This is a genomic window from Vibrio sp. 661 (assembly GCF_033339315.1).
Classification (GTDB): Bacteria; Pseudomonadota; Gammaproteobacteria; order Enterobacterales; family Vibrionaceae; genus Vibrio; species Vibrio alginolyticus.
On sequence record NZ_JAWOUJ010000017.1, the window covers coordinates 59,176 to 82,625 of the forward strand.

Annotated in this window: 19 protein-coding genes and 5 tRNA genes; 23 read left to right on the plus strand and 1 reads right to left on the minus strand. The window is 45.7% G+C overall.

Annotation, left to right across the window (positions count from 1 at the left end):
• Nucleotides 1-76 precede the first annotated feature (76 nt).
• From relA to rpoS, 12 genes are all read left to right on the plus strand, one after another.
• The gene (gene relA, locus R7P69_RS20760; protein ID WP_005380915.1) at nucleotides 77-2,296 is read left to right on the plus strand and encodes a GTP diphosphokinase; all 2,220 of its coding nucleotides are present in this window, start codon (nucleotides 77-79) and stop codon (nucleotides 2,294-2,296) included.
• Between the two features lie 349 nt (nucleotides 2,297-2,645).
• Nucleotides 2,646-3,449, plus strand: coding sequence for a nucleoside triphosphate pyrophosphohydrolase (mazG, locus tag R7P69_RS20765; protein WP_042521267.1), 804 nt, complete (start codon nucleotides 2,646-2,648; stop codon nucleotides 3,447-3,449).
• Nucleotides 3,450-3,654: 205 nt separating this feature from the next.
• Entirely contained in the window at nucleotides 3,655-5,295 is a 1,641-nt protein-coding gene (locus R7P69_RS20770) for a CTP synthase (RefSeq protein ID WP_021034029.1), read from the plus strand.
• A 78-nt stretch (nucleotides 5,296-5,373) separates the two neighbouring features.
• A complete protein-coding gene (eno, locus tag R7P69_RS20775; RefSeq protein WP_005383785.1) occupies nucleotides 5,374-6,675 on the plus strand; it encodes a phosphopyruvate hydratase in 1,302 nt (433 codons plus the stop codon).
• Between the two features lie 390 nt (nucleotides 6,676-7,065).
• On the plus strand, nucleotides 7,066-7,347 hold the full coding sequence (gene ftsB, locus R7P69_RS20780; protein WP_005380907.1) for a cell division protein FtsB: 282 nt from the start codon (nucleotides 7,066-7,068) through the stop codon (nucleotides 7,345-7,347).
• Between the two features lies 1 nt (nucleotide 7,348).
• Nucleotides 7,349-8,056, plus strand: coding sequence for a 2-C-methyl-D-erythritol 4-phosphate cytidylyltransferase (ispD, locus tag R7P69_RS20785; protein ID WP_017821625.1), 708 nt, complete (start codon nucleotides 7,349-7,351; stop codon nucleotides 8,054-8,056).
• Nucleotides 8,057-8,070: 14 nt separating this feature from the next.
• Complete coding sequence (gene ispF, locus R7P69_RS20790; RefSeq protein WP_005380896.1) at nucleotides 8,071-8,547, plus strand: 2-C-methyl-D-erythritol 2,4-cyclodiphosphate synthase; 477 nt, start codon at nucleotides 8,071-8,073, stop codon at nucleotides 8,545-8,547.
• 45 nt (nucleotides 8,548-8,592) lie between these two features.
• Nucleotides 8,593-9,636 (plus strand): tRNA pseudouridine(13) synthase TruD, encoded by a 1,044-nt coding sequence (gene truD, locus R7P69_RS20795; RefSeq protein ID WP_085570057.1) that lies wholly within the window; start codon nucleotides 8,593-8,595, stop codon nucleotides 9,634-9,636.
• A complete protein-coding gene (gene surE, locus R7P69_RS20800) occupies nucleotides 9,636-10,412 on the plus strand; it encodes a 5'/3'-nucleotidase SurE (RefSeq protein WP_005380894.1) in 777 nt (258 codons plus the stop codon). The genes truD and surE overlap by 1 nt, the downstream gene beginning before the upstream one ends.
• Complete coding sequence (locus R7P69_RS20805) at nucleotides 10,412-11,038, plus strand: protein-L-isoaspartate(D-aspartate) O-methyltransferase (RefSeq protein ID WP_005380892.1); 627 nt, start codon at nucleotides 10,412-10,414, stop codon at nucleotides 11,036-11,038. The genes surE and R7P69_RS20805 overlap by 1 nt, the downstream gene beginning before the upstream one ends.
• Before the next feature lie 13 nt (nucleotides 11,039-11,051).
• A complete protein-coding gene (locus tag R7P69_RS20810; RefSeq protein ID WP_238952118.1) occupies nucleotides 11,052-11,975 on the plus strand; it encodes a peptidoglycan DD-metalloendopeptidase family protein in 924 nt (307 codons plus the stop codon).
• Nucleotides 11,976-12,055: 80 nt separating this feature from the next.
• Nucleotides 12,056-13,042, plus strand: a complete 987-nt coding sequence (gene rpoS / locus R7P69_RS20815) for an RNA polymerase sigma factor RpoS (RefSeq protein ID WP_005380887.1) — start codon at nucleotides 12,056-12,058, stop codon at nucleotides 13,040-13,042.
• Between the two features lie 82 nt (nucleotides 13,043-13,124).
• Here the strand turns inward: rpoS and mutS are convergent, their stop codons facing one another.
• Complete coding sequence (gene mutS / locus R7P69_RS20820) at nucleotides 13,125-15,686, minus strand: DNA mismatch repair protein MutS (RefSeq protein WP_064354301.1); 2,562 nt, start codon at nucleotides 15,684-15,686, stop codon at nucleotides 13,125-13,127.
• An 84-nt stretch (nucleotides 15,687-15,770) separates the two neighbouring features.
• Between mutS and pncC the strand changes: the two genes are divergently transcribed.
• The 11 genes from pncC to R7P69_RS20875 all read left to right on the plus strand — a co-directional run bounded on the left by pncC (nucleotide 15,771) and on the right by R7P69_RS20875 (nucleotide 23,450).
• The gene (pncC, locus tag R7P69_RS20825) at nucleotides 15,771-16,253 is read left to right on the plus strand and encodes a nicotinamide-nucleotide amidase (protein WP_017633544.1); all 483 of its coding nucleotides are present in this window, start codon (nucleotides 15,771-15,773) and stop codon (nucleotides 16,251-16,253) included.
• Between the two features lie 200 nt (nucleotides 16,254-16,453).
• Complete coding sequence (gene recA / locus R7P69_RS20830; protein WP_005380874.1) at nucleotides 16,454-17,497, plus strand: recombinase RecA; 1,044 nt, start codon at nucleotides 16,454-16,456, stop codon at nucleotides 17,495-17,497.
• 127 nt (nucleotides 17,498-17,624) lie between these two features.
• Nucleotides 17,625-18,092, plus strand: a complete 468-nt coding sequence (gene recX / locus R7P69_RS20835) for a recombination regulator RecX (RefSeq protein ID WP_005383799.1) — start codon at nucleotides 17,625-17,627, stop codon at nucleotides 18,090-18,092.
• A gap of 142 nt (nucleotides 18,093-18,234) precedes the next feature.
• The gene (gene alaS, locus R7P69_RS20840) at nucleotides 18,235-20,817 is read left to right on the plus strand and encodes an alanine--tRNA ligase (protein ID WP_005383801.1); all 2,583 of its coding nucleotides are present in this window, start codon (nucleotides 18,235-18,237) and stop codon (nucleotides 20,815-20,817) included.
• Nucleotides 20,818-21,029: 212 nt separating this feature from the next.
• A complete protein-coding gene (locus R7P69_RS20845) occupies nucleotides 21,030-22,217 on the plus strand; it encodes an aspartate kinase (RefSeq protein ID WP_005383803.1) in 1,188 nt (395 codons plus the stop codon).
• 92 nt (nucleotides 22,218-22,309) lie between these two features.
• Entirely contained in the window at nucleotides 22,310-22,507 is a 198-nt protein-coding gene (csrA, locus tag R7P69_RS20850; protein ID WP_004415691.1) for a carbon storage regulator CsrA, read from the plus strand.
• A 334-nt stretch (nucleotides 22,508-22,841) separates the two neighbouring features.
• Nucleotides 22,842-22,933, plus strand: a tRNA-Ser gene (locus tag R7P69_RS20855).
• 31 nt (nucleotides 22,934-22,964) lie between these two features.
• Nucleotides 22,965-23,041: transfer RNA gene (locus tag R7P69_RS20860), tRNA-Arg, on the plus strand.
• Nucleotides 23,042-23,070: 29 nt separating this feature from the next.
• Nucleotides 23,071-23,162, plus strand: a tRNA-Ser gene (locus tag R7P69_RS20865).
• Between the two features lie 85 nt (nucleotides 23,163-23,247).
• Nucleotides 23,248-23,324, plus strand: a tRNA-Arg gene (locus tag R7P69_RS20870).
• 52 nt (nucleotides 23,325-23,376) lie between these two features.
• Nucleotides 23,377-23,450 (plus strand) — tRNA-Arg (locus R7P69_RS20875).

Consider the following 23,450-nt stretch of genomic DNA (forward strand, 5'->3'; position numbering starts at 1 on the left):
CGTGTACGCGCGGTAAAAAGAACTAACCTGGACGGTGTTAGTCAAACCACACGAATATAATAATTAGGATGATGAGATGGTTGCGGTAAGAAGCGCGCATTTAAACCAAGATGAACAGTTTGAACTCGAAAACTGGGTGGCTAGCCTAGGACAAGAGAAAAACACAGCCTCACGCTTAATCGAAGTATATCGAGATTGCCAGACGGTATTGGCTGATAACGAGCAAGCGGAGCTGTTGTTGTGGCGTGGACGAGAAATGATCGAAATTTTGATCACCTTGTCTATGGATCAAGCCACTTTAGTGGCTGCTCAACTGTTTCCTTTGGTTTCAAGTGGTGCTTTTAACAGAGAAATTCTGGAAGAGAAATACAGCAAAGAAATCATAAAATTAATCGACGGCGTTGAAGAAATGGCTGCTATTGGCCAACTCAACGTCAACATGGAAGGCAGTGCAGCGTCATCTCAGGTAGATAACGTACGCCGCATGCTGCTTGCCATGGTGGATGACTTCCGCTGCGTGGTTATCAAGCTTGCGGAGCGAATTTGTAACCTTATTGAAGTTAAAAAAGCGCCTGATGAAGTTCGACGTGCGGCGGCAAAAGAGTGTGCCAACATCTATGCGCCGCTAGCAAACCGATTAGGCATCGGTCAGCTGAAATGGGAAATTGAAGATTACGCTTTCCGCTACCAACAGCCGGAAACTTACAAACAAATTGCCAAGCAGCTTTCTGAGCGACGCATCGTTCGTGAACAGTACATCAAAGACTTTGTTGAAGACCTCACGCACGAAATGGAAGTGTCGGGCATCAATGCCGAAGTGAGTGGTCGACCTAAGCACATCTACAGCATTTGGCGAAAAATGCAGAAAAAGAGTTTGGCCTTTGATGAGCTGTTTGATGTGCGAGCAGTGCGTATCATCGCAGACAAACTGCAAGATTGTTACGCGGCTTTAGGCGTAGTTCACACCAAATACAAGCATCTACCGAGCGAGTTTGATGACTACGTTGCTAACCCTAAACCAAACGGTTATCAATCGATCCATACAGTAATTCTAGGGCCAGAAGGCAAAACCATCGAGATCCAGATTCGTACCAAGCAAATGCATGAAGAGTCGGAACTGGGTGTTGCAGCGCACTGGAAATATAAAGAAGGGGCAAGCAGCCGAAGCGGTTATGATGAGAAGATCACGTGGCTGCGTAAGCTACTGGATTGGCAAGAAGAAATGTCTGACTCTGGCGAAATGCTCGATGAGCTGCGTAGCCAAGTCTTTGATGACCGTGTTTATGCCTTTACACCACGTGGTGATGTTGTCGATTTGCCAATGGGGGCAACGCCGCTAGATTTTGCCTATCACATTCACTCCGAAGTGGGACACCGTTGTATCGGTGCCAAAGTCGGAGGTCGTATTGTGCCATTCACGCATAAATTACATATGGGTGACCAAGTCGAGATTATCACTCAGAAAGAACCTAACCCATCACGTGACTGGTTAAACCCATCATTAGGCTTCGTTCATTCTGGTCGTGCGCGTGCCAAAATTAACGCCTGGTTCCGAAAACAAAGCCGTGAGAAGAACCTTGAAGCAGGTCGTGAAATCCTTGAGCATGAGTTAGCCAAAATTGGCGCAACGTTAAAAGATGCAGAGCATTACGCCCTCAAGCGGTTTAACGTCAAAACACCAGATGAATTGTATGTTGGGGTAGGTAGCGGTGATTTGCGTATCAACCAAATAATTAACCATATCAACGCGTTAGTTAACAAGCCAACGGCAGAGGAAGAAGATCAGCAAGCACTGGAAAAACTGCAAGAAGCTGAGCATAAATCACCCGCGCAAAGCCGACCGAAAAAAGACGCAGTTGTAGTAGAAGGCGTCGATAACCTAATGACACATCTAGCACGTTGCTGTCAGCCAATTCCAGGTGACGATATCTCTGGTTACATAACGCAAGGTCGTGGGATTTCAGTACACCGTAGTGACTGTGAACAGCTAGAAGAACTGCGCCATCATGCGCCAGAGCGCATCATCGATACAGTCTGGGGCAGCGGCTTTGTGGGGTCATACATCCTCACCGTGCGTGTTGAAGCGATGGAGCGAGGTGGTCTACTCAAAGACATTACGACACTGTTCGCCAACGAAAAGATCAAAGTGACCAGTATGAAGAACCGAGTCGACTACAGACGTCAACTTGCCATCATGGACTTTGACCTAGAAGTCACCAATATTGAGGTGCTTTCGCGGGTTTCGAAGCGTGTGGAACAGATCAAGGATGTCATGACGGTGAAACGCCTCGGCTAAAACTCTCGTCATAGTTATCGTTGTAGCGTTGTTGACTGCACGCACTCGCTCCATCACATGGTGAACCATGTGATGGAGTCTCGTTTGTTTGTCGCCTAGCTACAACTTCAACTATTTACAGAGTTACACTTGCGTCATATTTGGCTTTTTATCTGCGTTAGCTGCACTTATTCCGACGTGCCGGCTCAAGGGCATCACATAGTAGGCTATGCTCAGGAGTCGCGAAAATTTGTTGCCTTGTCAAAGTAACAATTACTTAGTGAAAGCTGCTGAGAAAATATAATGTAGAAGGTGAGTGGTTTTGGCTGCTCACCTTTTTCTTTAATAGAAAGGTTTAAAGGAACAAAAAATGAGTCATCCAATTGAACAGTTAGAACAAATCATGGCGAAGCTGCGTGACCCAGAAAACGGTTGCCCTTGGGACTTAAAACAAACCTTTGACACCATCGTTCCGCATACTATAGAAGAAACCTACGAAGTGGTGGACGCGATTCAAAATCGAGATTGGCCCAATCTAAAAGAAGAGCTAGGGGATTTGTTGTTTCAGGTGATTTTTTACAGTCAGCTAGCGAAAGAGCAAGAGCTGTTTGACTTTTCGGATGTCGTTGAAACCGTGAACGAAAAACTGACTCGTCGCCACCCGCATGTTTTTTCAGATGTTGAGTTTGAATCTGACGAGGAAATTAACGCGAACTGGGAAGCGGAAAAAGCAAAAGAAAAAGCCCTAGTAGGCAAAGCGGAAGAAAGTATCCTAGACTCAATACCAAACTCTTTACCGGCACTTTCTCGTGCTACAAAAATTCAGAAAAAATGTGCAAAACTTGGGTTTGATTGGGATTCACTTGGCCCGGTTGTCGATAAAGTACGAGAAGAAATTGACGAAGTCATGGAAGAGGCACTGCAAGTTCAGCCCGATGAAGAGAAAGTTGAGTTGGAGCTCGGTGATTTGCTATTTGCGACTGTCAATTTGGCTCGCCACCTTGATAAAAACCCAGAAGTCGCGCTAGGAAAAGCAAACGTAAAGTTTGCGCGACGTTTTAAACAAGTTGAAGGTAAGGTCCAGCAGTCAGGCAAAGTACTTACAGATTGTTCTTTATCAGAACTTGACCATTTTTGGGATGAAGTAAAACAAGAAGAATCGAGGCAGAGGTAAACTGGCAGAATACATAATATAAGGTCAGCTTGTTTGGTTACACGAAAACGGACTTTGGTTTGTCTTTGCTCACTTTGATTTGAAGCAAAAAATAAAAAATTACGGTGTGATAGATTTCACGTTGTGGCGGTAAGGAGCTTCTGGTATATTTATCTCCCGTCCAGAAGCACTCCATTTCCCTCATTCAACCAATTTCAGGTTAAACATGACGACAAATTACATTTTTGTTACTGGCGGGGTTGTATCCTCTCTAGGTAAAGGTATTGCAGCAGCATCTCTTGCGGCTATTCTAGAAGCTCGTGGTCTTAAAGTGACTATGATGAAGCTTGACCCTTACATCAACGTTGACCCGGGCACAATGAGCCCTACTCAGCACGGTGAAGTGTTCGTTACAGAAGATGGCGCAGAGACTGACCTTGACCTTGGTCACTACGAGCGTTTCATCCGTACCAAAATGACCAAGCGTAACAACTTCACTGCAGGTCGTGTTTATGCCGACGTACTTCGTAAAGAACGTCGTGGTGACTACCTAGGCGCAACTATTCAAGTTATCCCTCATATCACTAACGCAATCAAAGATCGCGTTATTGCAGGTTCTGAAGGCCATGATGTGGCTATCGTTGAAGTTGGCGGTACTGTTGGTGATATCGAATCACTACCATTTATGGAAGCGATTCGTCAGCTAGCTGTTGAGCTAGGCCGTGAGCGCGCAATGTTCATGCACCTAACACTTGTTCCTTACCTAGCGGCAGCGGGCGAAGTGAAAACTAAGCCGACGCAACACTCTGTAAAAGAACTTCTATCTATCGGTATTCAGCCAGATATCCTAGTTTGCCGTAGCGATCGCGTTATTCCTGCGAATGAGCGTAAAAAAATCGCACTGTTCTGTAATGTTCCAGAAAAAGCAGTAATTTCAATGAAGGATGTAGACTCTATCTACAAGATCCCTCAGTTGATTAAATCTCAAGGTCTAGATGACCTTGTGTGTGCTCGCTTTGGCATCACAGCTCCTGAAGCTGACCTTTCTGAGTGGGAACAGGTTATTTACGAAGAAGCAAATCCTACTGGTGAAGTAACCATCGGTATGGTTGGTAAATACATTGAATTACCAGATGCATACAAATCTGTGAACGAAGCGCTTAAACACGCTGGCTTGAAAAACCGTCTAAGCGTCACAATTAAGTATGTAGACTCACAAGATATCGAAACAAAAGGCGTTGAACTTCTAGAAGGTTTGGACGCGATCCTAGTACCAGGTGGCTTCGGCGATCGTGGTATTGAAGGCAAGATCCGTGCGGCTCAATATGCACGTGAAAATAACGTGCCTTACCTAGGTATTTGTTTGGGTATGCAAGTTGCACTAATCGAATACGCGCGTAACGTTGCGGGTATGGAAGGTGCACATTCAACAGAATTTAACAAAGAGACTAAGTACCCTGTGGTAGGTTTGATCACAGAGTGGGTAGACGAATCAGGTAGCGTAGAAGAGCGTACTGAAAAGTCTGACCTAGGCGGTACGATGCGTCTTGGTTCACAGTTGTGTCACCTAGAGAAAGGGACTAAAGCTCGTGAACTGTACGGTAGCGCGACGATCCATGAACGTCACCGTCACCGTTACGAAGTGAATAACGTGCTTCGTCCGCAAATCGAAAAAGCAGGCCTAAAAGTATCAGGTCTATCTGCGGACAAGAAGTTAGTGGAAATGATTGAGAACCCAGCTCACCCATGGTTTGTAGCGGCTCAGTTCCACCCAGAATTCACCTCGACTCCTCGCGATGGACATCCATTGTTTGCAGGTTTTGTTAAGGCTGCGGGCCAAAACGCACGCGGCGAATTCGAGAAGTAAAAGGATACGGGCGGCGGCGAAGGTTGTGCTGCTGCCCTTTAAGATTGACATTTATATTTGAAACGAGAGGAAACATTAATGTCTAAGATCGTTAAAGTTCTAGGTCGTGAAATCATCGACTCACGTGGTAACCCAACTGTAGAAGCTGAAGTACACCTAGAAGGCGGTTTCGTAGGTATGGCGGCAGCTCCATCTGGCGCATCTACTGGTTCTCGCGAAGCTCTTGAGCTACGTGACGGTGACAAAGCACGTTTCCTAGGTAAAGGTGTTCTTAAAGCAGTTGAAGCTGTAAACGGCCCAATCGCTGAAGCTCTAGTTGGCAAAGACGCTAAAGACCAAGCTGCAATCGACGCAGTAATGATCGAACTAGACGGCACTGAAAACAAATCTAAATTCGGTGCTAACGCTATCCTAGCTGTTTCTCTAGCAAACGCTAAAGCTGCTGCTGCTGCGAAAGGCATGCCTCTATACGAGCACATCGCTGAGCTAAACGGCACTGCAGGTCAGTTCTCTATGCCTCTACCAATGATGAACATCATCAACGGTGGCGAGCACGCAGACAACAACGTTGACATCCAAGAGTTCATGATCCAACCAGTTGGCGCTAAGACTCTTAAAGAAGGTCTACGTATCGGTGCAGAAGTATTCCACAACCTAGCTAAAGTTCTTAAGTCTAAAGGCTACAGCACTGCAGTTGGTGATGAAGGTGGTTTCGCTCCTAACCTTAAATCTAACGCTGAAGCTCTAGAAGTTATCGCAGAAGCTGTTGCAGCTGCTGGTTACGAACTAGGTAAAGACGTTACTCTAGCTATGGACTGTGCTGCATCTGAGTTCTTCGACAAAGAAGCTGGCATCTACAACATGAAAGGCGAAGGTAAAACTTTCACTTCTGAAGAGTTCAACCACTACCTAGCTGAGCTAGCTAACCAATTCCCAATCGTTTCTATCGAAGACGGTCTAGACGAGTCTGACTGGGATGGCTTCAAGCACCAAACTGAACTACTAGGTGACAAGCTTCAACTAGTAGGTGACGATCTATTCGTTACTAACACTAAGATCCTTGCTGAAGGTATCGAGAAAGGCGTAGCTAACTCTATCCTTATCAAGTTCAACCAAATCGGTTCTCTAACTGAGACTCTAGCTGCAATCAAGATGGCTAAAGACGCAGGTTACACAGCAGTAATCTCTCACCGTTCTGGCGAAACTGAAGATGCAACTATCGCTGACCTAGCGGTAGGTACAGCAGCAGGTCAAATCAAAACTGGTTCTATGAGCCGTTCTGACCGTGTTGCTAAGTACAACCAGCTAATCCGTATCGAGGAAGCTCTAGGTGAGCGCGCTCCTTTCAACGGTCTTAAAGAAGTTAAAGGTCAAGCTTAATTCTTCACTGAATTAGCAGCTTAACTTAAAGCTTTCAAAACACCCTGCCTTGGCGGGGTGTTTTTTTATATAACGGAAGCGCACTCCTCCATGTTTCAAGTAAGCGGTCTCAAAGAAGTTAAAGATCAAGCTTAATTCTTATTGAGTAAAGTTTCGCTAAATAGCTTTTTGAAACCATCGCTACGGCGGTTTTTTGTATTTATAGGTTTGTATTTTTGGCTCTTACTTTGGTCATGGGTAAGGAGCGCTTCCTATGAGCTTGTTTCATTTTGCTGCTTATTTCTTGTAAGGAGCGTGTGAGTCTCCCTTTCTCCCCTAGAGGCAACCTCGCATTTATGCTATATATGTCACCTTATCTAATTCCTTCCGGTACAGAATGTTAGCAGCGATATGCGAATCTTTGTTATAGCCCTTACGCTACTGTTTGGCTTGCTTCAATACACTCTATGGTTTGGTAAAAACGGAGTGTCTGACTACTACACAGTAAAAGATGAAATTGAAGTTCAGCAACAAGTGAACAGCAAGCTACAAGCTCGCAACAATGAAATGTTCGCTGAGATTGATGACTTAAGGCAAGGTCTTGATGCGATTGAAGAACGTGCGCGTCATGAGCTCGGTTTAGTTAAAGATGGCGAGACTTTTTACCGCATTATAGGTGAGGAAAACCATTAAAATGTTGGATATGAACTCATCGCATATCGCAATTGTGCCAGCTGCGGGTGTGGGTAGCAGAATGAAGGCAGATCGCCCTAAGCAATATTTATTGATCGAAGGTAAAGCGGTACTGGAACATACCGTAGAGAAACTGCTTTCCCACCCAAATATTTCTAAGGTTGTCGTTGCCATTACTGACGGCGACCCATATTACCCAGAATTGTCCATTGCTAAGCACCCAGATGTGATTCGTGTAGCTGGTGGTAAAGAAAGAGCAGACTCTGTGTTATCAGGGCTAAACTATGTCAATGAGCATCTGGAAAGCGAGTGGGTATTAGTCCACGACGCTGCGAGGCCATGTGTATTAACATCCGACATTGACCGTTTGATTGATGTTTGCTGCGCCCACTCAACGGGTGGCATTCTCGCATCTCCTGTGAGAGATACAATGAAGCGAGCAAACGCAGTACAAGATATCGATCATACGGTAGATAGAGAAGCATTGTGGCATGCACTTACTCCACAAATGTTTAAAACTCAGCAGCTTACTCAAGCACTGGCTGACGCATTAGAACAGGGTGTAACCATTACCGATGAAGCCTCGGCTTTGGAATGGTTAGGCGAGAAGCCAGCCTTAGTTCAAGGGAATGCGAACAATATAAAAATCACTCAGCCAGAAGATCTTGCGTTAGCCGAGTTTTATCTAAGCCGTGAGCGCGGCGAATAAAGAAAGGATAGAAAATGATTCGAATTGGTCATGGTTTCGATGTACATAAATTCGGTGGTGAAGGCCCAGTCATTATTGGTGGTGTAGCAATCCCTTATGAGCAAGGTTTGATTGCTCACTCAGATGGCGATGTAGCGTTGCATGCGTTAACGGATGCTCTGCTGGGCGCGATTGCTGCCGGCGATATTGGTCGTCATTTCCCAGATACGGATGATAAATGGAAAGGCGCAAACAGTCGTGAATTACTGAAAGACGTTTACCGTCGAGTTAAAGAGCAAGGCTACCGTCTTGGCAATGCTGATGTAACCATCATGGCACAAGCGCCTAAAATGGCACCACACATTGACGCAATGTGTGCGGCGATAGCCGAAGACCTAGAAACCGACATTAGTAACATTAACGTAAAAGCGACGACGACAGAACGTCTCGGTTTTACTGGACGCAAAGAAGGCATTGCAACGGAAGCCGTTGTACTTCTGTTTAAGCAATAACTAGCAATTTGCTCCTCTAAGCTGTGATATCAGCGGAAACACATCATGTCAGACATTTTATCTTCATTGGCTTACCTAACGGGTAAGCCAGTTGCATCGGCAAAAATTAAAGCGCAGCCAGAGCATTTTCAGGTTCGCGAAGATTTAGGTTTTGCCTTTACGGGCGAAGGCGAGCACTTAATGGTTCGTATCCGTAAAACGGGCGAGAACACCAGCTTCGTTGCTAACGAGTTAGCAAAAGCCTGTGGTGTTAAGTCGAAAGACGTTAGCTGGGCGGGTCTTAAAGACCGTCATGCGGTGACGGAACAGTGGTTAAGTGTCCATTTACCAAAAGGTGAAACGCCAGATTTTTCAGCGTTTTTGGCTCAATACCCAAGTATCGAAATCCTTGCAACAGATCGTCACAATAAAAAACTGCGTCCTGGTGACCTAGTAGGGAACGAGTTCGTGGTTACTTTGTCTGAAGTGACAGATATAGCGGATGTAGAGCAACGTCTTGAAAAAGTGAAACAAGTTGGCGTGCCAAACTACTTTGGTAGTCAGCGTTTTGGTAACGATGGCAACAACCTTGAAGAAGCACGTCGATGGGGACGCGAAAACGTTCGTACCCGCAATCAAAACAAGCGAAGCATGTATTTATCAGCGGCTCGTTCGTGGATTTTCAACCGCATCGTTTCAGCTCGTCTAGAGAATGGTGTGTTTGATAAGTTCATTGATGGTGACATTGCACGGACGAATTCTGGCACTCAGTTGATTGATGCAAACAACATCACTGATTTGCAAGTACAATTTGCACAAGGTGAAGCGGCAATTACCGCTGCGCTTGCTGGCGATAATGCACTGCCTACTCAAGCCGAGGCTCTGGCATTAGAGCAACCGTTTTTAGACGAAGAGCCTTACCTCATGGCGCTGATTCGTGGTAATCGCATGCGCCACGATCGTCGCGATATTGCGCTGAAGCCAAAAGATTTAGCTTGGACGGTTGAAGGTAACAACATTACGCTGACTTTCTCACTGGATGCGGGATCTTTTGCGACCTCTATTGTTCGTGAGTTAGTTAATGAGGTTGAAGTAGAAAGAGAATACTAATGGAACAGGATTCACGAAACCCGAAGCCCTTAAGAGTCTTAATCAGCAATGATGATGGTGTTCATGCACAAGGGATTCATGCCCTCGCTGATGAGTTGAGAGATATCGCCGAAGTGACCATTGTCGCACCTGATCGAAATCGTTCAGGTGCTTCGAATTCACTCACATTAGAACAACCATTACGCGTGACTGAAATTGCCCCAAATATCTACTCAGTGCAAGGCACGCCCACGGATTGTGTGCATTTCGCGCTGAATGAGCTAATGAAAGATGATTTGCCTGATCTTGTTCTGTCAGGAATCAACCATGGCGCTAATTTGGGTGATGATGTTCTTTATTCTGGAACAGTAGCAGCCGCCATGGAAGGTCATTTCCTTGGCGTTCAGTCGGTGGCTTTTTCACTAGTGGGTAAGCGACATTTCGAATCCGCCGCTAAAATTGCACGTCAAATTGTACAACAGCATTTAGCGTCGCCGATTCCAACGAATCGCCTACTGAACGTAAACGTGCCTGACTTACCATCAGAGAATTTAGGTGAAATTGAAGTTACGCGTTTAGGTGCACGTCATCACGCAGAGAATATGATCAAGCAGAAAGATCCGAGAGGCCATGACATTTATTGGTTAGGGCCACCAGGAAAGGAGCAAGATGCAGGAGAGGGCACGGACTTTTATGCAATTGAGCATGGCCGAGTTTCAATGACGCCTCTGCAAGTTGATCTCACCGCTCACGAGTCGCTGCGTGCTATGGATAGTTGGTTAAAGGAAGAGAAGTAATGAGTAACCCACATGCTGACAGGTTGATAGCGTTTCTTATCTCCAGTGGCATCAAAGACCAAAGAGTTCTGGATGCTATCCAACGCTTGCCACGAGAAAGCTTTGTTTCTCAAGCGATGATGCACCAAGCCTATGATAACAATGCGTTACCAATTGGTCAGGGACAAACTATTTCTCAGCCTTATATCGTTGCTCGTATGACCGAGTTGCTTGAGCTAGAGCCGGCGAGTCGTGTTCTGGAAATCGGAACGGGATCGGGTTATCAAACCGCGGTACTGGCGCAAATTGTTGATCATGTATACTCCGTTGAGCGAATTAAATCGTTGCAATGGGAAGCAAAGCGTCGCCTGAAGCAATTGGATATCTACAATGTTTCAACTAAGCATGCTGATGGGTGGCAGGGCTGGGAAGCGCGAGGTCCTTTCGATGCTATCATTGTTACCGCTGCCGCTGAAGTGATTCCCCAAGCTCTTCTCTCACAATTAAGAGATGGCGGCAAAATGGTCATTCCTGTTGGAGATACGGAGCAACAGTTATTAAAAATAGAGCGTAAGGGAGACGAATATCTCTCTACCGTTGTAGAAATGGTTCGGTTCGTACCTCTGGTTGCGGGTGATTTAGCTTAAGGGTTAGGGATAGGTGAATAAGTTACTACGTCATATTGGTATTAGCTTTGTGTTTGCTGCAGGACTAGTTGGTTGTGCAGCGCATTCCCCTGCACCTGTCTCTAGCCTAAAAAAAGACTATTCAAGCCTTGAAAGAGGGAGTTACAGAGGGAGTTATTATGAGGTAAAAAAAGGCGATACGCTTTACTTCATAGCTTATGTCACAGATAAAGATGTAAATGATCTTGTTCGTTACAATGAGTTAACTCAGCCTTACACTATCTACCCAGGACAGAGGCTAAAACTTTGGGCTCCGAAATATGTCGCCCCTAAATATGGTCAAAAAGTTGAACCCGTTGTGGCTCCTGTTGTTCCGACCCCCCCAGCTCCAGTGACGAAAACATCAACAGCCTCTAAACCTAAACCTTCGAGTAAAAACTCTAGTCAAAAACCTACAGAGACTAAGCCTAAAGTCGTACAAAAACAGCCTCCAAAGAAGGTTGAACAATCGAAAACAAAGGAGTATGTTGGTTCAAAAGATAACCAAAAAGTGAAGCAAAAATCGCCAACTACCACAGCAAAGAGTGATAAAGTCTCAAAGTGGTTGTGGCCAACAAAAGGGAGAGTAATCAAGAACTTTTCGGCGGGAGAACAGGGAAATAAAGGTATCGACATCGCAGGACAGCGTGGTCAACCTATCGTTTCAACCGCAGCCGGCACAGTCGTTTATTCAGGCAATGCGCTACGAGGTTATGGCAACTTAATTATAGTAAAGCATAACGACAATTATTTAAGCGCATACGCACATAATGACAAACTGCTGGTCACAGAAGGACAAAGCGTAAAAAGCGGACAAAAAATCGCCACCATGGGTAGTTCAGGTGCAAAGTCGGTCAAACTACACTTTGAAATTCGCTATCAAGGTAAATCAGTGAATCCAAAACGCTATTTGCCTTAAAACTTTGAAAAACAACTTGCGACATCATTTAGCGACATATTGAGTTGTCATGTCTTGCTAACTCGCCAGGGGGAGGCGTTATGAGTATCAGCAACACAGTAACCAAAGTTGAAGAGTTTGCATTTGACAATGCGTCAGTGAAGACCATTGATAACGAACTCGAAAGATCATCATCCACAGAAAGCAAAGCGACTGCGCGTGAAGAATTTGACGCGAGCAGTAAAAGCTTAGATGCAACTCAGTTGTATTTGGGCGAAATTGGCTTCTCACCTTTACTTACTGCCGAAGAAGAAGTGCTTTACGCAAGACGCGCCCTACGTGGCGACGAAGCGGCACGCAAACGTATGATCGAAAGTAACCTACGTTTGGTTGTTAAGATTTCTCGTCGATACAGTAACCGTGGTCTAGCACTACTCGATCTGATTGAAGAAGGTAACCTCGGCTTGATCCGAGCGGTCGAAAAATTCGACCCAGAACGTGGTTTCCGTTTCTCTACTTACGCAACGTGGTGGATCCGACAAACGATAGAGCGAGCGTTGATGAACCAAACTCGCACGATCCGTCTACCTATCCACGTAGTGAAAGAGCTGAACATTTATCTGCGTACTGCGCGTGAACTTTCTCAAAAGCTCGATCACGAACCGACCGCAGAAGAAATTGCTGCTCAATTAGATATTCCAGTCGAAGACGTAAGCAAAATGTTACGCCTTAATGAGCGTATTAGCTCTGTCGACACGCCAATCGGTGGTGACGGTGAGAAAGCGCTGCTGGATATTATTCCTGATGCAAACAACTCTGATCCAGAAGTTTCGACTCAAGATGACGACATCAAATCATCGTTGATTCATTGGTTAGAAGAGTTGAATCCGAAACAGAAAGAAGTGCTTGCACGTCGCTTCGGCCTACTAGGCTACGAGCCTTCGACGCTGGAAGAAGTTGGTCGAGAGATTGGTCTGACACGTGAGCGAGTACGTCAAATACAAGTGGAAGGTTTACGTCGTCTTCGTGAAGTCCTAATCAAACAAGGTTTGAATATGGAAAACTTGTTTAACGTAGAAGACGATTAAATAATCCGTATTCCACTAGATACGCAAAAGGCTATGGTTCCCCATAGCCTTTTTTCTTTTTTGCTCCTTGGTGTGAGTCTATTTACAGCATCCTTTTCAAGCGATACAGCTCTTCAAGAGCTTGGCGTGGCGTTAAGTCGTCAGGATCAATACCTGACAGAGCTTGTTCGACCTCGCTAGGCTCTGGAATCAGGCTCAACTGGTTAGCCACATCTACTGCACTTGGACGCGGTGTGTCACTGTTTTGCCCCAGTTGCTCTAGCTGAGATAGCTTGTTACGCGCATTTTTGATGACCGTTTTTGGTACGCCAGCTAAGCCCGCAACAGCCAAGCCGTAAGACTTACTTGCCGCACCTTCTTGAACTGCGTGCATAAAGGCAATGCTGTCTCCATGTTCTACGGCATCCAAGTGAACGTTCGCTAAGCTTGGCAGTTGGTTCGGTAACTCTGTTAATTCGAAGTAGTGAGTTGCAAATAGGGTCATCGCACCAATTTGTGTTGCGAGCCATTCCGCACTTGCCCAAGCTAAAGACAGACCGTCGTAAGTACTAGTACCGCGTCCGATTTCATCCATTAGCACCAAACTGTTCTTAGTTGCGTTGTGAAGAATATTGGCTGTTTCGGTCATTTCTACCATGAAGGTCGAGCGGCCAGATGCAAGATCATCTGATGCACCAATACGAGTAAATATACGATCTAAAGAACCAATCTGTGCGGATTCTGCCGGTACATAAGAGCCGATATGTGCCATCAATGCAATCAGCGCAGTTTGACGCATGTAGGTTGATTTACCACCCATGTTTGGACCGGTGATGATCAACATCTTACGGGCTGGGTTAAGCTCAATTGGGTTCGCGATGAACGGCTCTGTTGTTACTTGTTCTACGACTGGATGACGGCCAGCTTGAATGTGAATTCCTGCGTCTTTCACAAGCGTTGGGCGGCAGTAATCTAACGAATCTGCACGCTCTGCTAGGTTTTGTAATACATCTAGCTGAGACAGAGCAGAAGCTAGGTTTTGCAGCTTCTCAAGGTTTGGCATCAATAGATCAAACAGTTCTTCCCACAACTGTTTCTCAAGTGCTAACGCTTTAGACTTCGAGTTAAGTACTTTGTCTTCGTGTTCCTTAAGCTCTGGGATGATGTAGCGTTCAGCGTTTTTGAGTGTTTGGCGACGTACATAATGCGGTGGAACCAAATGGCTCTGGCCACGGCTCACTTGGATAAAGAAGCCATGAACGTTGTTATAGCCTACTTTAAGCGTATCGATACCGTGTCGTTCACGCTCATCTCGCTCAAGCTGCTCAAGATATTCTGTTGCACCGTCTGCCAATTTTCGCCATTCATCGAGCTCCGCATTGTAGCCTTCAGCGATGACGCCACCATCACGAATAACAACCGGCGGATTTTCTTTAATCGCGCGTTCTAACAGGTCACATACTTCGTCAATCGGAGCTGCATACTTCGCCAATTTCGTTAGGTACGGATGGGTCAAAGAAGCGGTGACAGATTCTAGCTCTGGTAGCTGTTGCATGGCATTGCGAAGTCTAGCCATATCGCGAGGGCGAGCAGAGCGTAATGCAAGGCGCGCTAAGATACGTTCAATATCACCAATTTGCTTTAACGTTGGTTGAAGATCGGCAAACAGAGCTTGTTCTTTAATCTCACCAATCGCATCAAGGCGATTGTTTAACGTTTCAATGCAACGCATAGGCTGATGCAACCAACGCTTCAGCATTCGGCTGCCCATCGGAGTTGCACAATGGTCGAGTACTGCAGCGAGCGTGTTATCGGTTCCGCCTGCTAGATTTTGAGTAATTTCCAGATTACGTCGGGTAGCAGCATCAAGGATGACGGATTGATCCTGATGATCAAACGTTAAAGAGCGAATATGAGGTAAAGCCGTACGTTGAGTATCTTTTACGTACTGGATCAAACAACCAGCAGCACACAGCCCTAAGGACGCATGTTCTACACCAAAACCAACCAGATCTTTTGTGCCAAATTGTTGATTGAGTTGTTGCTTAGCCGTATCAAGCTCAAACTCCCAGACTGGGCGACGACGGTTACCATTGCGGCTCGCCATTAAATGTACAGGTTCAAAATCTTCTGGGAACAGTAGCTCACGTGGTGCAGTGCGTTGAAGCTCGGCTGTCATCGCTTCTTCAGTTTCTGGTTCTGTCAGTTGGAAGCGACCAGAGGTGACATCCAGCGTCGCATAACCGAACTTACCGTTGTGATGGTAAATTGCTGCGATTAAGTTATCGACACGCTCAGAAAGCAGCGCTTCATCCGTCACAGTACCTGGTGTCACGATACGCACAACTTTACGTTCTACCGGGCCCTTGCTGGTGGCCGGATCGCCAATCTGTTCACAGATCGCCACAGACTCACCAAGCTGAACAAGTTTTGCCAGGTAGCCCTCTACGGCGTGAAATGGCACACCCGCCATTGGGATAGGTTCACCTGCAGACGCACCACGTTTGGTCAATGAAATATCAAGAAGCTGAGAAGCTCGCTTGGCATCATCGTAAAAGAGTTCGTAGAAATCGCCCATGCGGTAGAACAGCAAAATCTCTGGGTTCTCAGCTTTTAGCTTGAGGTATTGCTGCATCATCGGAGTGTGTTTTTGTTCAGCTTTCACAGGTAAGTTCTTTTGTTTATTTCCGTAGCGGCTTAGGATACGTGAATCCCTATCAAGTAAAAAGAGACAAAGGGCATTTTGGCTATGGAAAAAACAACAAAATTGAGTGCCGATTTAGGCGCATTATTGGCTAAACACGGGCATCTTTTAACGACCGCAGAATCATGCACAGGTGGTGGTGTTGCAACCGCCATTACTGACATTGCTGGTAGTTCAGCGTGGCTTGACCGTGCGTTTGTCACCTACAGTAATGAAGCGAAAATGGAGATGCTTGGTGTGCAAGCTTCAACGTTAGAAGCGCATGGTGCAGTGAGTGAGCCAGTTGTGATTGAAATGGTACAGGGTGCAATTAAAAACTCCAATGCGACCATCGGTGTGTCCATCAGTGGTATTGCAGGGCCGGGTGGTGGCAGTGAAGAGAAACCAGTCGGCATGGTCTGCTTTGCTTTTGCTGATAACCAAAGTTGGCAGCAAGTCGAAACCATGCATTTTACTGGTGACCGTGCAGAAGTTCGCAAAAAAGCGGTCGAGCATGCGCTGACTCAATTGTATCAACATCTACTCTAGAATTTCTTAAATTGTTTTAGCCCAGCATTGATAAGGGCTAGAGCAAATCACGACTTTAGGTCAGCCAAATTTTTTTCATACAGGTATGGACACTGTATGAATCAACAGTATAATAACTTTCATTGCTGAGCAGTTCTTCTGCTTAAGAAAAATGAATTACTATTCGTCGCCCAAAGAAGATGAATAAATCGGAGAAAGTAATGGACGAGAACAAACAGAAAGCGCTCGCCGCTGCGCTAGGTCAAATTGAAAAGCAATTCGGTAAAGGCTCTATCATGCGCCTTGGTGATAACCGCGCAATGGACGTAGAAACCATCTCAACGGGTTCTCTTTCTCTTGATATCGCTTTGGGTGCTGGTGGTCTACCAATGGGTCGTATCGTAGAAATCTACGGCCCAGAATCTTCAGGTAAAACAACATTAACGCTTGAGCTTATTGCTGCTGCGCAACGTGAAGGCAAAACGTGTGCGTTTATCGATGCAGAGCACGCTCTAGATCCTGTATACGCGAAGAAACTTGGCGTAGATATCGATGCATTGCTAGTTTCTCAGCCAGACACAGGTGAGCAAGCGCTAGAGATCTGTGACGCACTTGCACGTTCTGGTGCTATCGATGTTATGGTTGTCGACTCTGTTGCAGCGCTAACACCGAAAGCAGAAATCGAAGGCGAAATGGGCGATAGCCACATGGGTCTGCAAGCACGTATGCTTTCTCAAGCAATGCGTAAGCTAACGGGTAACCTAAAGCAGTCTAACTGTATGTGTATCTTCATCAACCAAATCCGTATGAAGATTGGTGTGATGTTTGGTAACCCAGAAACAACAACAGGTGGTAACGCACTTAAGTTCTACGCTTCTGTTCGTCTAGATATCCGTCGTACTGGCGCAATCAAAGAAGGTGACGAAGTCGTAGGTAACGAAACGCGCATCAAAGTTGTTAAGAATAAGATTGCAGCACCATTTAAAGAAGCAAACACACAAATCATGTACGGCCAAGGCTTTAACCGCGAAGGTGAACTTGTCGATCTAGGTGTGAAGCACAAGTTAGTTGAAAAAGCCGGTGCTTGGTATAGCTACAATGGCGATAAGATTGGTCAAGGTAAAGCGAATGCGTGTAACTACCTGCGTGAGCACCCTGAAGTGGCTAAAACTATCGATACAAAACTGCGTGAAATGTTGCTAGCGCCAGCACTTGCGGAAGCGCCTGAAGCTGGTGAAGCGCCAGAGCAAGCTGAAGAGTTTTAATCTCTCATAGATTAATAAATGACAAAGCCCTGCAATGCGGGGCTTTGTTGTATCTATTGAAATCAAAAATCGAATTATCACAAAGGCCATTGAGAGCCTGTACAGCAAAAATACTTTTAGGATCATCATGTACCAAAAACGCCAGGCGCCAACATTATCGAGCAAAGAGGCAGCTATCCAATTGCTTAGCCGTCGCGATCATGGTCAGTATGAGCTTTACCAAAAATTATCGATGAAGGGCTATGAAGAATCAGACATCGACATCGCAATTAATTTTTGCCTAGACCATAATTATCTAGATGATTTACGTTACGCGAAGAGTCAAATTAGACAGCATGTATACAAAGGACATGGAGAGCGTCGAATTCGTCAAGAGTTAAACCAGAAGCGTGTTGCGGAATCGGTGATTGAGCAAGCTATGGCTGAAGAGCCGCAAGATTGGTTTGAACTGGCTAAACAGGCGGCAGAAAAGAAATTCAAAGGTATTAAAGCCAAAGACCAGAAAGAGTACGCTAAACAGGTGCGATTTCTGCAATATCGTGGCTACAGTTTTGACCAAATCAGCTACGCGCTGAACTTTGAGGACGAAGATTAACGGTCAGTCGTCCGCACTGATTTTTGTTTTGCTTCAAATTTTTTCTCCTACTCCCTCTTTTCCTCAAGAAAACTAGTCTCAGCTGTTTGCATGATCTACAATACGGCAAAATTCTAACTCGACTATTTTCAGGAAGAGCTGCATGTACATGAGCACTGATGAGGTTCGTAACGCGTTCCTCAAGTTCTTTGAGAGCAAAGGACACCAAATCGTAGAAAGTTCATCGTTAGTTCCACATAACGACCCAACCCTGCTGTTCACAAACGCAGGTATGAACCAATTTAAAGATTGTTTCTTAGGCTTAGAAAAACGAGCCTACACTCGAGCGACTACGGCTCAGCGTTGCGTACGTGCAGGTGGTAAACATAACGACCTAGAAAATGTTGGCTTCACTGCTCGTCACCACACATTCTTTGAAATGTTAGGCAACTTCAGCTTTGGCGATTACTTCAAAGAAGATGCGATCTCCTTTGCTTGGGAATTCCTAACCGAAGTTCTTAAACTGCCAGCGGATCGTTTATTGGTAACTGTTTACGAAACCGATGACGAAGCGTTTGACATCTGGAACAAGAAAGTTGGCGTGCCCGCTGATCGTATTGTTCGCATTGGTGATAAAGAAGGCGGCAAGCCGTATGAGTCTGATAACTTCTGGCAAATGGGCGACACTGGCCCTTGTGGTCCATGTACTGAAATCTTCTACGATCACGGTGAGCACATCTGGGGTGGCCGTCCTGGCACGCCTGAAGAAGATGGTGACCGTTTCATCGAGATCTGGAACAACGTATTCATGCAGTTCAACCGTCACGCAGACGGCACTATGGAACCGCTACCAAAACCATCGGTAGATACTGGTATGGGTATCGAGCGTATCTCTGCAATCATGCAGGGCGTTCACTCAAACTACGAAATCGATGTGTTCCAAGCTCTTATCAAAGCAGCAGCAGAAGTGATCGGTTACGAAGACCTATCAAACCAATCACTACGCGTTATCGCTGACCACATCCGTTCATGTTCATTCCTGATCGTGGATGGCGTTATGCCTTCAAACGAAGGTCGTGGTTACGTATTACGCCGTATCATCCGTCGTGCAGTTCGTCACGGTAACAAGCTGGGCGCACAAGGTGCATTCTTCCACAAGTTGGTTGGCGTTCTAGCTGACATCATGGGTACGGCTGGTGAAGAGCTGAAGCGTCAACAAGCTGTGGTTGAAAAAGTACTGCGTATCGAAGAAGAAAACTTTGGTCGTACACTTGAGCGCGGTATGGCTATTCTAAACGAAGCACTAGATAACCTAGACGGTAAAGTACTGGACGGCGAAACCGTATTTAAACTTTACGATACTTACGGCTTCCCAGCTGACTTAACTAACGACGTAGCACGTGAGCGTGAATTCGCAATCGACGAAGAAGGTTTCGAGAAAGCGATGGAAGAGCAGCGTCAACGTGCGCGTGAAGCGGGTAACTTTGGTACTGACTACAACGCAGCAATCAAAGTTGATACGCAAACAGAATTCTGTGGTTACACAGCTACTAAAGGCTCTAGCTCTGTAGCTGCGATGTTCGTTGAAGGCAACGAAGTAGATTCACTATCTGCGGGCGACAAAGCAATCATCGTACTTGGTGAAACGCCATTCTACGCAGAGTCAGGCGGTCAGTGTGGTGACGCTGGTGAAATCCGTACTGAGTCTGGTGTATTCCACGTTGAGGACACTCAAAAACTAGGTAACGCAATCGCGCACCACGGTGTAATGGCAGAAGGCGTTCTAGCGAAAGGTGATGAAGTAGCAACTATTGTTGACGCAGAGCGTCGCGCAGCTATCTCTCTAAACCACTCAGCAACGCACTTGCTACACGCAGCACTACGCCAAGTTTTAGGTGAGCACGTAACGCAGAAAGGCTCATTGGTGAAGGCAGACAACCTACGTTTCGACTTCTCGCATCTAGAAGCCGTAACTGCAGCAGAACTGAAAGAAGTTGAGCGTCTAGTTAACGCGCAAATTCGTCGCAACCACACGATTGAAACCAACGTGATGGACATTGAGTCAGCTAAGAAGAAAGGCGCAATGGCTCTATTCGGCGAGAAGTACGATGACGAAGTACGCGTACTGTCTATGGGTGACTTCTCGACAGAGCTTTGCGGTGGTATTCACGCATCAAGCACAGGTGATATTGGCCTATTCAAAATCACTTCAGAAAGCGGCATTGCTGCAGGTATTCGACGTATTGAGGCGGTAACAGGCGAGGCTGCATTAGACGCGATTGAAGCTCAAAACGCGAAGTATGAAGAGAAACTGGCAGAATCTGCACAGAAAGCAAAAGCGCTAGAGAAAGAAGTGCAGAAGCTAAAAGATAAGATGGCGGCAGCAGAAAGCGCTAACATCATGGGCAAAGCGGTTGAAGTCAATGGTACAAAAGTTCTAGTCGCAGCTCTTGAAGGTGCTGACAGCAAGAACCTACGTACTATGGTTGATGACATCAAGAACCAAATGGGGTCTGGTGTCGTACTGCTTGCCAACGTAACAGGTGACAAGGTTGGCCTGATTGCTGGTGTGACTAAAGATCTAACTGGTAAAGTAAAAGCTGGTGATCTAGTTAAGATGATTGCTGAGCAAGTCGGTGGTAAGGGCGGTGGTCGTCCTGACATGGCTCAAGCTGGTGGTACTGATGTAGCCGCACTACCAGAGGCAATTAAAACAGTTCAGCCTTGGTTAGAAGAGCGCTTATAAGCTTTTAACTACTAAAATTACGCTCAATCAAGTTTCTTTGATTGAGCGTAATTTTTTTTAGCAGCCAAGTGGTTTAATTGACCAAAAGTTAACCGAGTCATTTAGGCTATTTGGTTTTTGTTGTAACTACTGCTTATATAATTTTTCTAAAAGGAAATACTGACGATGTAAGCAGTTCTAAAGAGACTTCGGTCTTGGGAAGGTGAAGACTGGTGAAAAAGCCCCTTATCGTGCAAAAGTTTGGCGGAACCTCCGTGGGTTCAATTGAAAGAATCCACCAAGTTGCTGAACACATCATTAAGGCGAAAAATGATGGCAATCAAGTTGTTGTTGTCGTGTCTGCAATGTCAGGCGAAACAAACAGACTGATGGACCTCGCTAAACAGATAGATAGCGTGCCTACAGCTCGAGAACTTGATGTTTTGCTCTCTGCTGGTGAGCAAGTGTCAATGGCACTGTTAGCAATGACACTCAATAAATTGGGTCATGCTGCACGCTCGCTTACCGGAGCACAGGCGAATATTGTGACGGATAATCAACACAATGACGCAACGATTAAACACATTGATACTAAGACAATTCTGGGATTGCTTGAGCAAGACCAAATCGTGATTGTTGCAGGCTTTCAAGGTGTGAATGAGAACGGGGATATCACCACATTAGGTCGAGGTGGCTCAGATACGAGCGCTGTGGCACTGGCAGGCGCATTGCGCGCTGATGAGTGTCAAATCTTTACCGACGTTGATGGTATTTATACTTGTGACCCACGTGTAGTGAAAAACGCGCGAAAATTGGCGGTTATCGATTTTCCTTCCATGGAAGCGATGGCAAGCCGAGGCGCGAAAGTATTACATTTACCTTCAGTGCAATTTGCATGGAAGAATAATGTGCCACTGCGCGTGCTTTCGACATTTGATGTTAATGAAGGCAGTCTGGTAAAGGGGGAGTTAGGCAATCAAGCCGTCTCTGGTATAGCCATTCAACGTGACCTTGCCATAATCGAAGTCGATAAAGAACATTTATCTAGTGCTACAAAACAATGTCAGATGTTGGGTATCGACATTTGGAATGTGATCGAGGAAACAGAACGGGCAGGCATCATGATAAAACAAGATGCATGTGCCAAGTTCGATCTGGTGTTCAGCGACAAAATCCGTAATAGTGAAGTGGTAAGCCTGTTGACCGCAGTGGGGCTTGAGGCCAATGGAATGGTAGAGCACGCATGCGATTTGTTGGCAAAGCGAGATATTGAGATCAATTTCAGCGCAACGAATGCACTCACTATGATGCTAGTTTTAGCACCCGAATGTGTGGATACAGCAGCAAACATTCTGCATGATGCTTACATTACGTCTAGTGAAGCATTAAACATTCAACAAAAACATGCCTTTTTAGGCTGATTTTCGCTAACAAGGTAGTTTACGAAAATATAACTTTTGTTGGATAATAGCTTTGTAGCAAGAAAATTTAGAGATTACTCAAGGAGCAAAGAATGCTAATTTTGACTCGCCGCGTAGGCGAAACACTGATGATTGGTGATGAAGTGACTGTAACTGTACTAGGTGTTAAAGGTAACCAAGTGCGTATCGGCGTTAACGCTCCGAAAGAGGTTTCAGTTCACCGTGAAGAAATCTACATGCGCATTCAAGCTGAAAAAGGCAATGGCAACGTTGCTTCAGGTAACTACTAAGTCGCTCCTGTTTACAGAGCTTAGTTTGAATGAAAAAGGCTAACCGAAGGGTTGGCCTTTTTAGTTTTTACTGTTTTTGAAAATTTGCAGAAACTATTGTGTTGAGTATGGCTGTGAATTCATCAATAATGTTGATTCGAACTTCAGAAAGTTATTTGAAAATAAATGTCTTTTTTTCAGAGAAGACTCTCTTTTTTTCATCATAATAGAGTGATAAAGTTCGTTTAATAGTCACTTTGATTAAATCAGCAACGGTTAAGCCAGTTTCGTAGATTTTTTCAAAGAAAGTGTTTGACATATTTTCGGTAAAACGTAATATGTGCCTCCGCAAGACGGTGAGGTGGCCGAGAGGCTGAAGGCGCTCCCCTGCTAAGGGAGTATACGGTTTATCCCGTATCGAGGGTTCGAATCCCTCCTTCACCGCCATTCTTGCAACGTTGATTTATCAACAAAAAGTGCGTCCTTAGCTCAGCTGGATAGAGTACCTGGCTACGAACCAGGCGGTCGGAGGTTCGAATCCTCCAGGACGCGCCATATCTCTTTTGAGATATAACAATGAAAACGGTGAGGTGGCCGAGAGGCTGAAGGCGCTCCCCTGCTAAGGGAGTATACGGTTTATCCCGTATCGAGGGTTCGAATCCCTCCTTCACCGCCATTCATTGACTGGCCCGATGGCCTTTTTTTTGTTTCGTAAGAAATGAATGTGATTTACTTCACAACTTCTTAGCAAGAAGATCTGCGCGTCCTTAGCTCAGCTGGATAGAGTACCTGGCTACGAACCAGGCGGTCGGAGGTTCGAATCCTCCAGGACGCGCCACTTATTAAAGGGTAATGCCCTGATGTTGACGAAAGTCGATGTCGAAAATTGCGCGTCCTTAGCTCAGCTGGATAGAGTACCTGGCTACGAACCAGGCGGTCGGAGGTTCGAATCCTCCAGGACGCG

Excerpts from the sequence above, each read along its gene's own strand:
- R7P69_RS20805 (WP_005380892.1), top strand. The coding sequence starts at position 10,412 with ATGAGTAACCCACATGCTGACAGGTTGATAGCGTTTCTTATCTCCAGT.
- relA (WP_005380915.1), top strand. The coding sequence starts at position 77 with ATGGTTGCGGTAAGAAGCGCGCATTTAAACCAAGATGAACAGTTTGAA.
- surE (WP_005380894.1), top strand. The coding sequence starts at position 9,636 with ATGGAACAGGATTCACGAAACCCGAAGCCCTTAAGAGTCTTAATCAGC.
- pncC (WP_017633544.1), top strand. The coding sequence starts at position 15,771 with ATGGAAAAAACAACAAAATTGAGTGCCGATTTAGGCGCATTATTGGCT.
- R7P69_RS20770 (WP_021034029.1), top strand. The coding sequence starts at position 3,655 with ATGACGACAAATTACATTTTTGTTACTGGCGGGGTTGTATCCTCTCTA.
- recX (WP_005383799.1), top strand. The coding sequence starts at position 17,625 with ATGTACCAAAAACGCCAGGCGCCAACATTATCGAGCAAAGAGGCAGCT.
- recA (WP_005380874.1), top strand. The coding sequence starts at position 16,454 with ATGGACGAGAACAAACAGAAAGCGCTCGCCGCTGCGCTAGGTCAAATT.
- ispD (WP_017821625.1), top strand. The coding sequence starts at position 7,349 with ATGTTGGATATGAACTCATCGCATATCGCAATTGTGCCAGCTGCGGGT.
- ispF (WP_005380896.1), top strand. The coding sequence starts at position 8,071 with ATGATTCGAATTGGTCATGGTTTCGATGTACATAAATTCGGTGGTGAA.
- csrA (WP_004415691.1), top strand. The coding sequence starts at position 22,310 with ATGCTAATTTTGACTCGCCGCGTAGGCGAAACACTGATGATTGGTGAT.
- ftsB (WP_005380907.1), top strand. The coding sequence starts at position 7,066 with ATGCGAATCTTTGTTATAGCCCTTACGCTACTGTTTGGCTTGCTTCAA.
- truD (WP_085570057.1), top strand. The coding sequence starts at position 8,593 with ATGTCAGACATTTTATCTTCATTGGCTTACCTAACGGGTAAGCCAGTT.
- mazG (WP_042521267.1), top strand. The coding sequence starts at position 2,646 with ATGAGTCATCCAATTGAACAGTTAGAACAAATCATGGCGAAGCTGCGT.
- rpoS (WP_005380887.1), top strand. The coding sequence starts at position 12,056 with ATGAGTATCAGCAACACAGTAACCAAAGTTGAAGAGTTTGCATTTGAC.
- alaS (WP_005383801.1), top strand. The coding sequence starts at position 18,235 with ATGTACATGAGCACTGATGAGGTTCGTAACGCGTTCCTCAAGTTCTTT.
- eno (WP_005383785.1), top strand. The coding sequence starts at position 5,374 with ATGTCTAAGATCGTTAAAGTTCTAGGTCGTGAAATCATCGACTCACGT.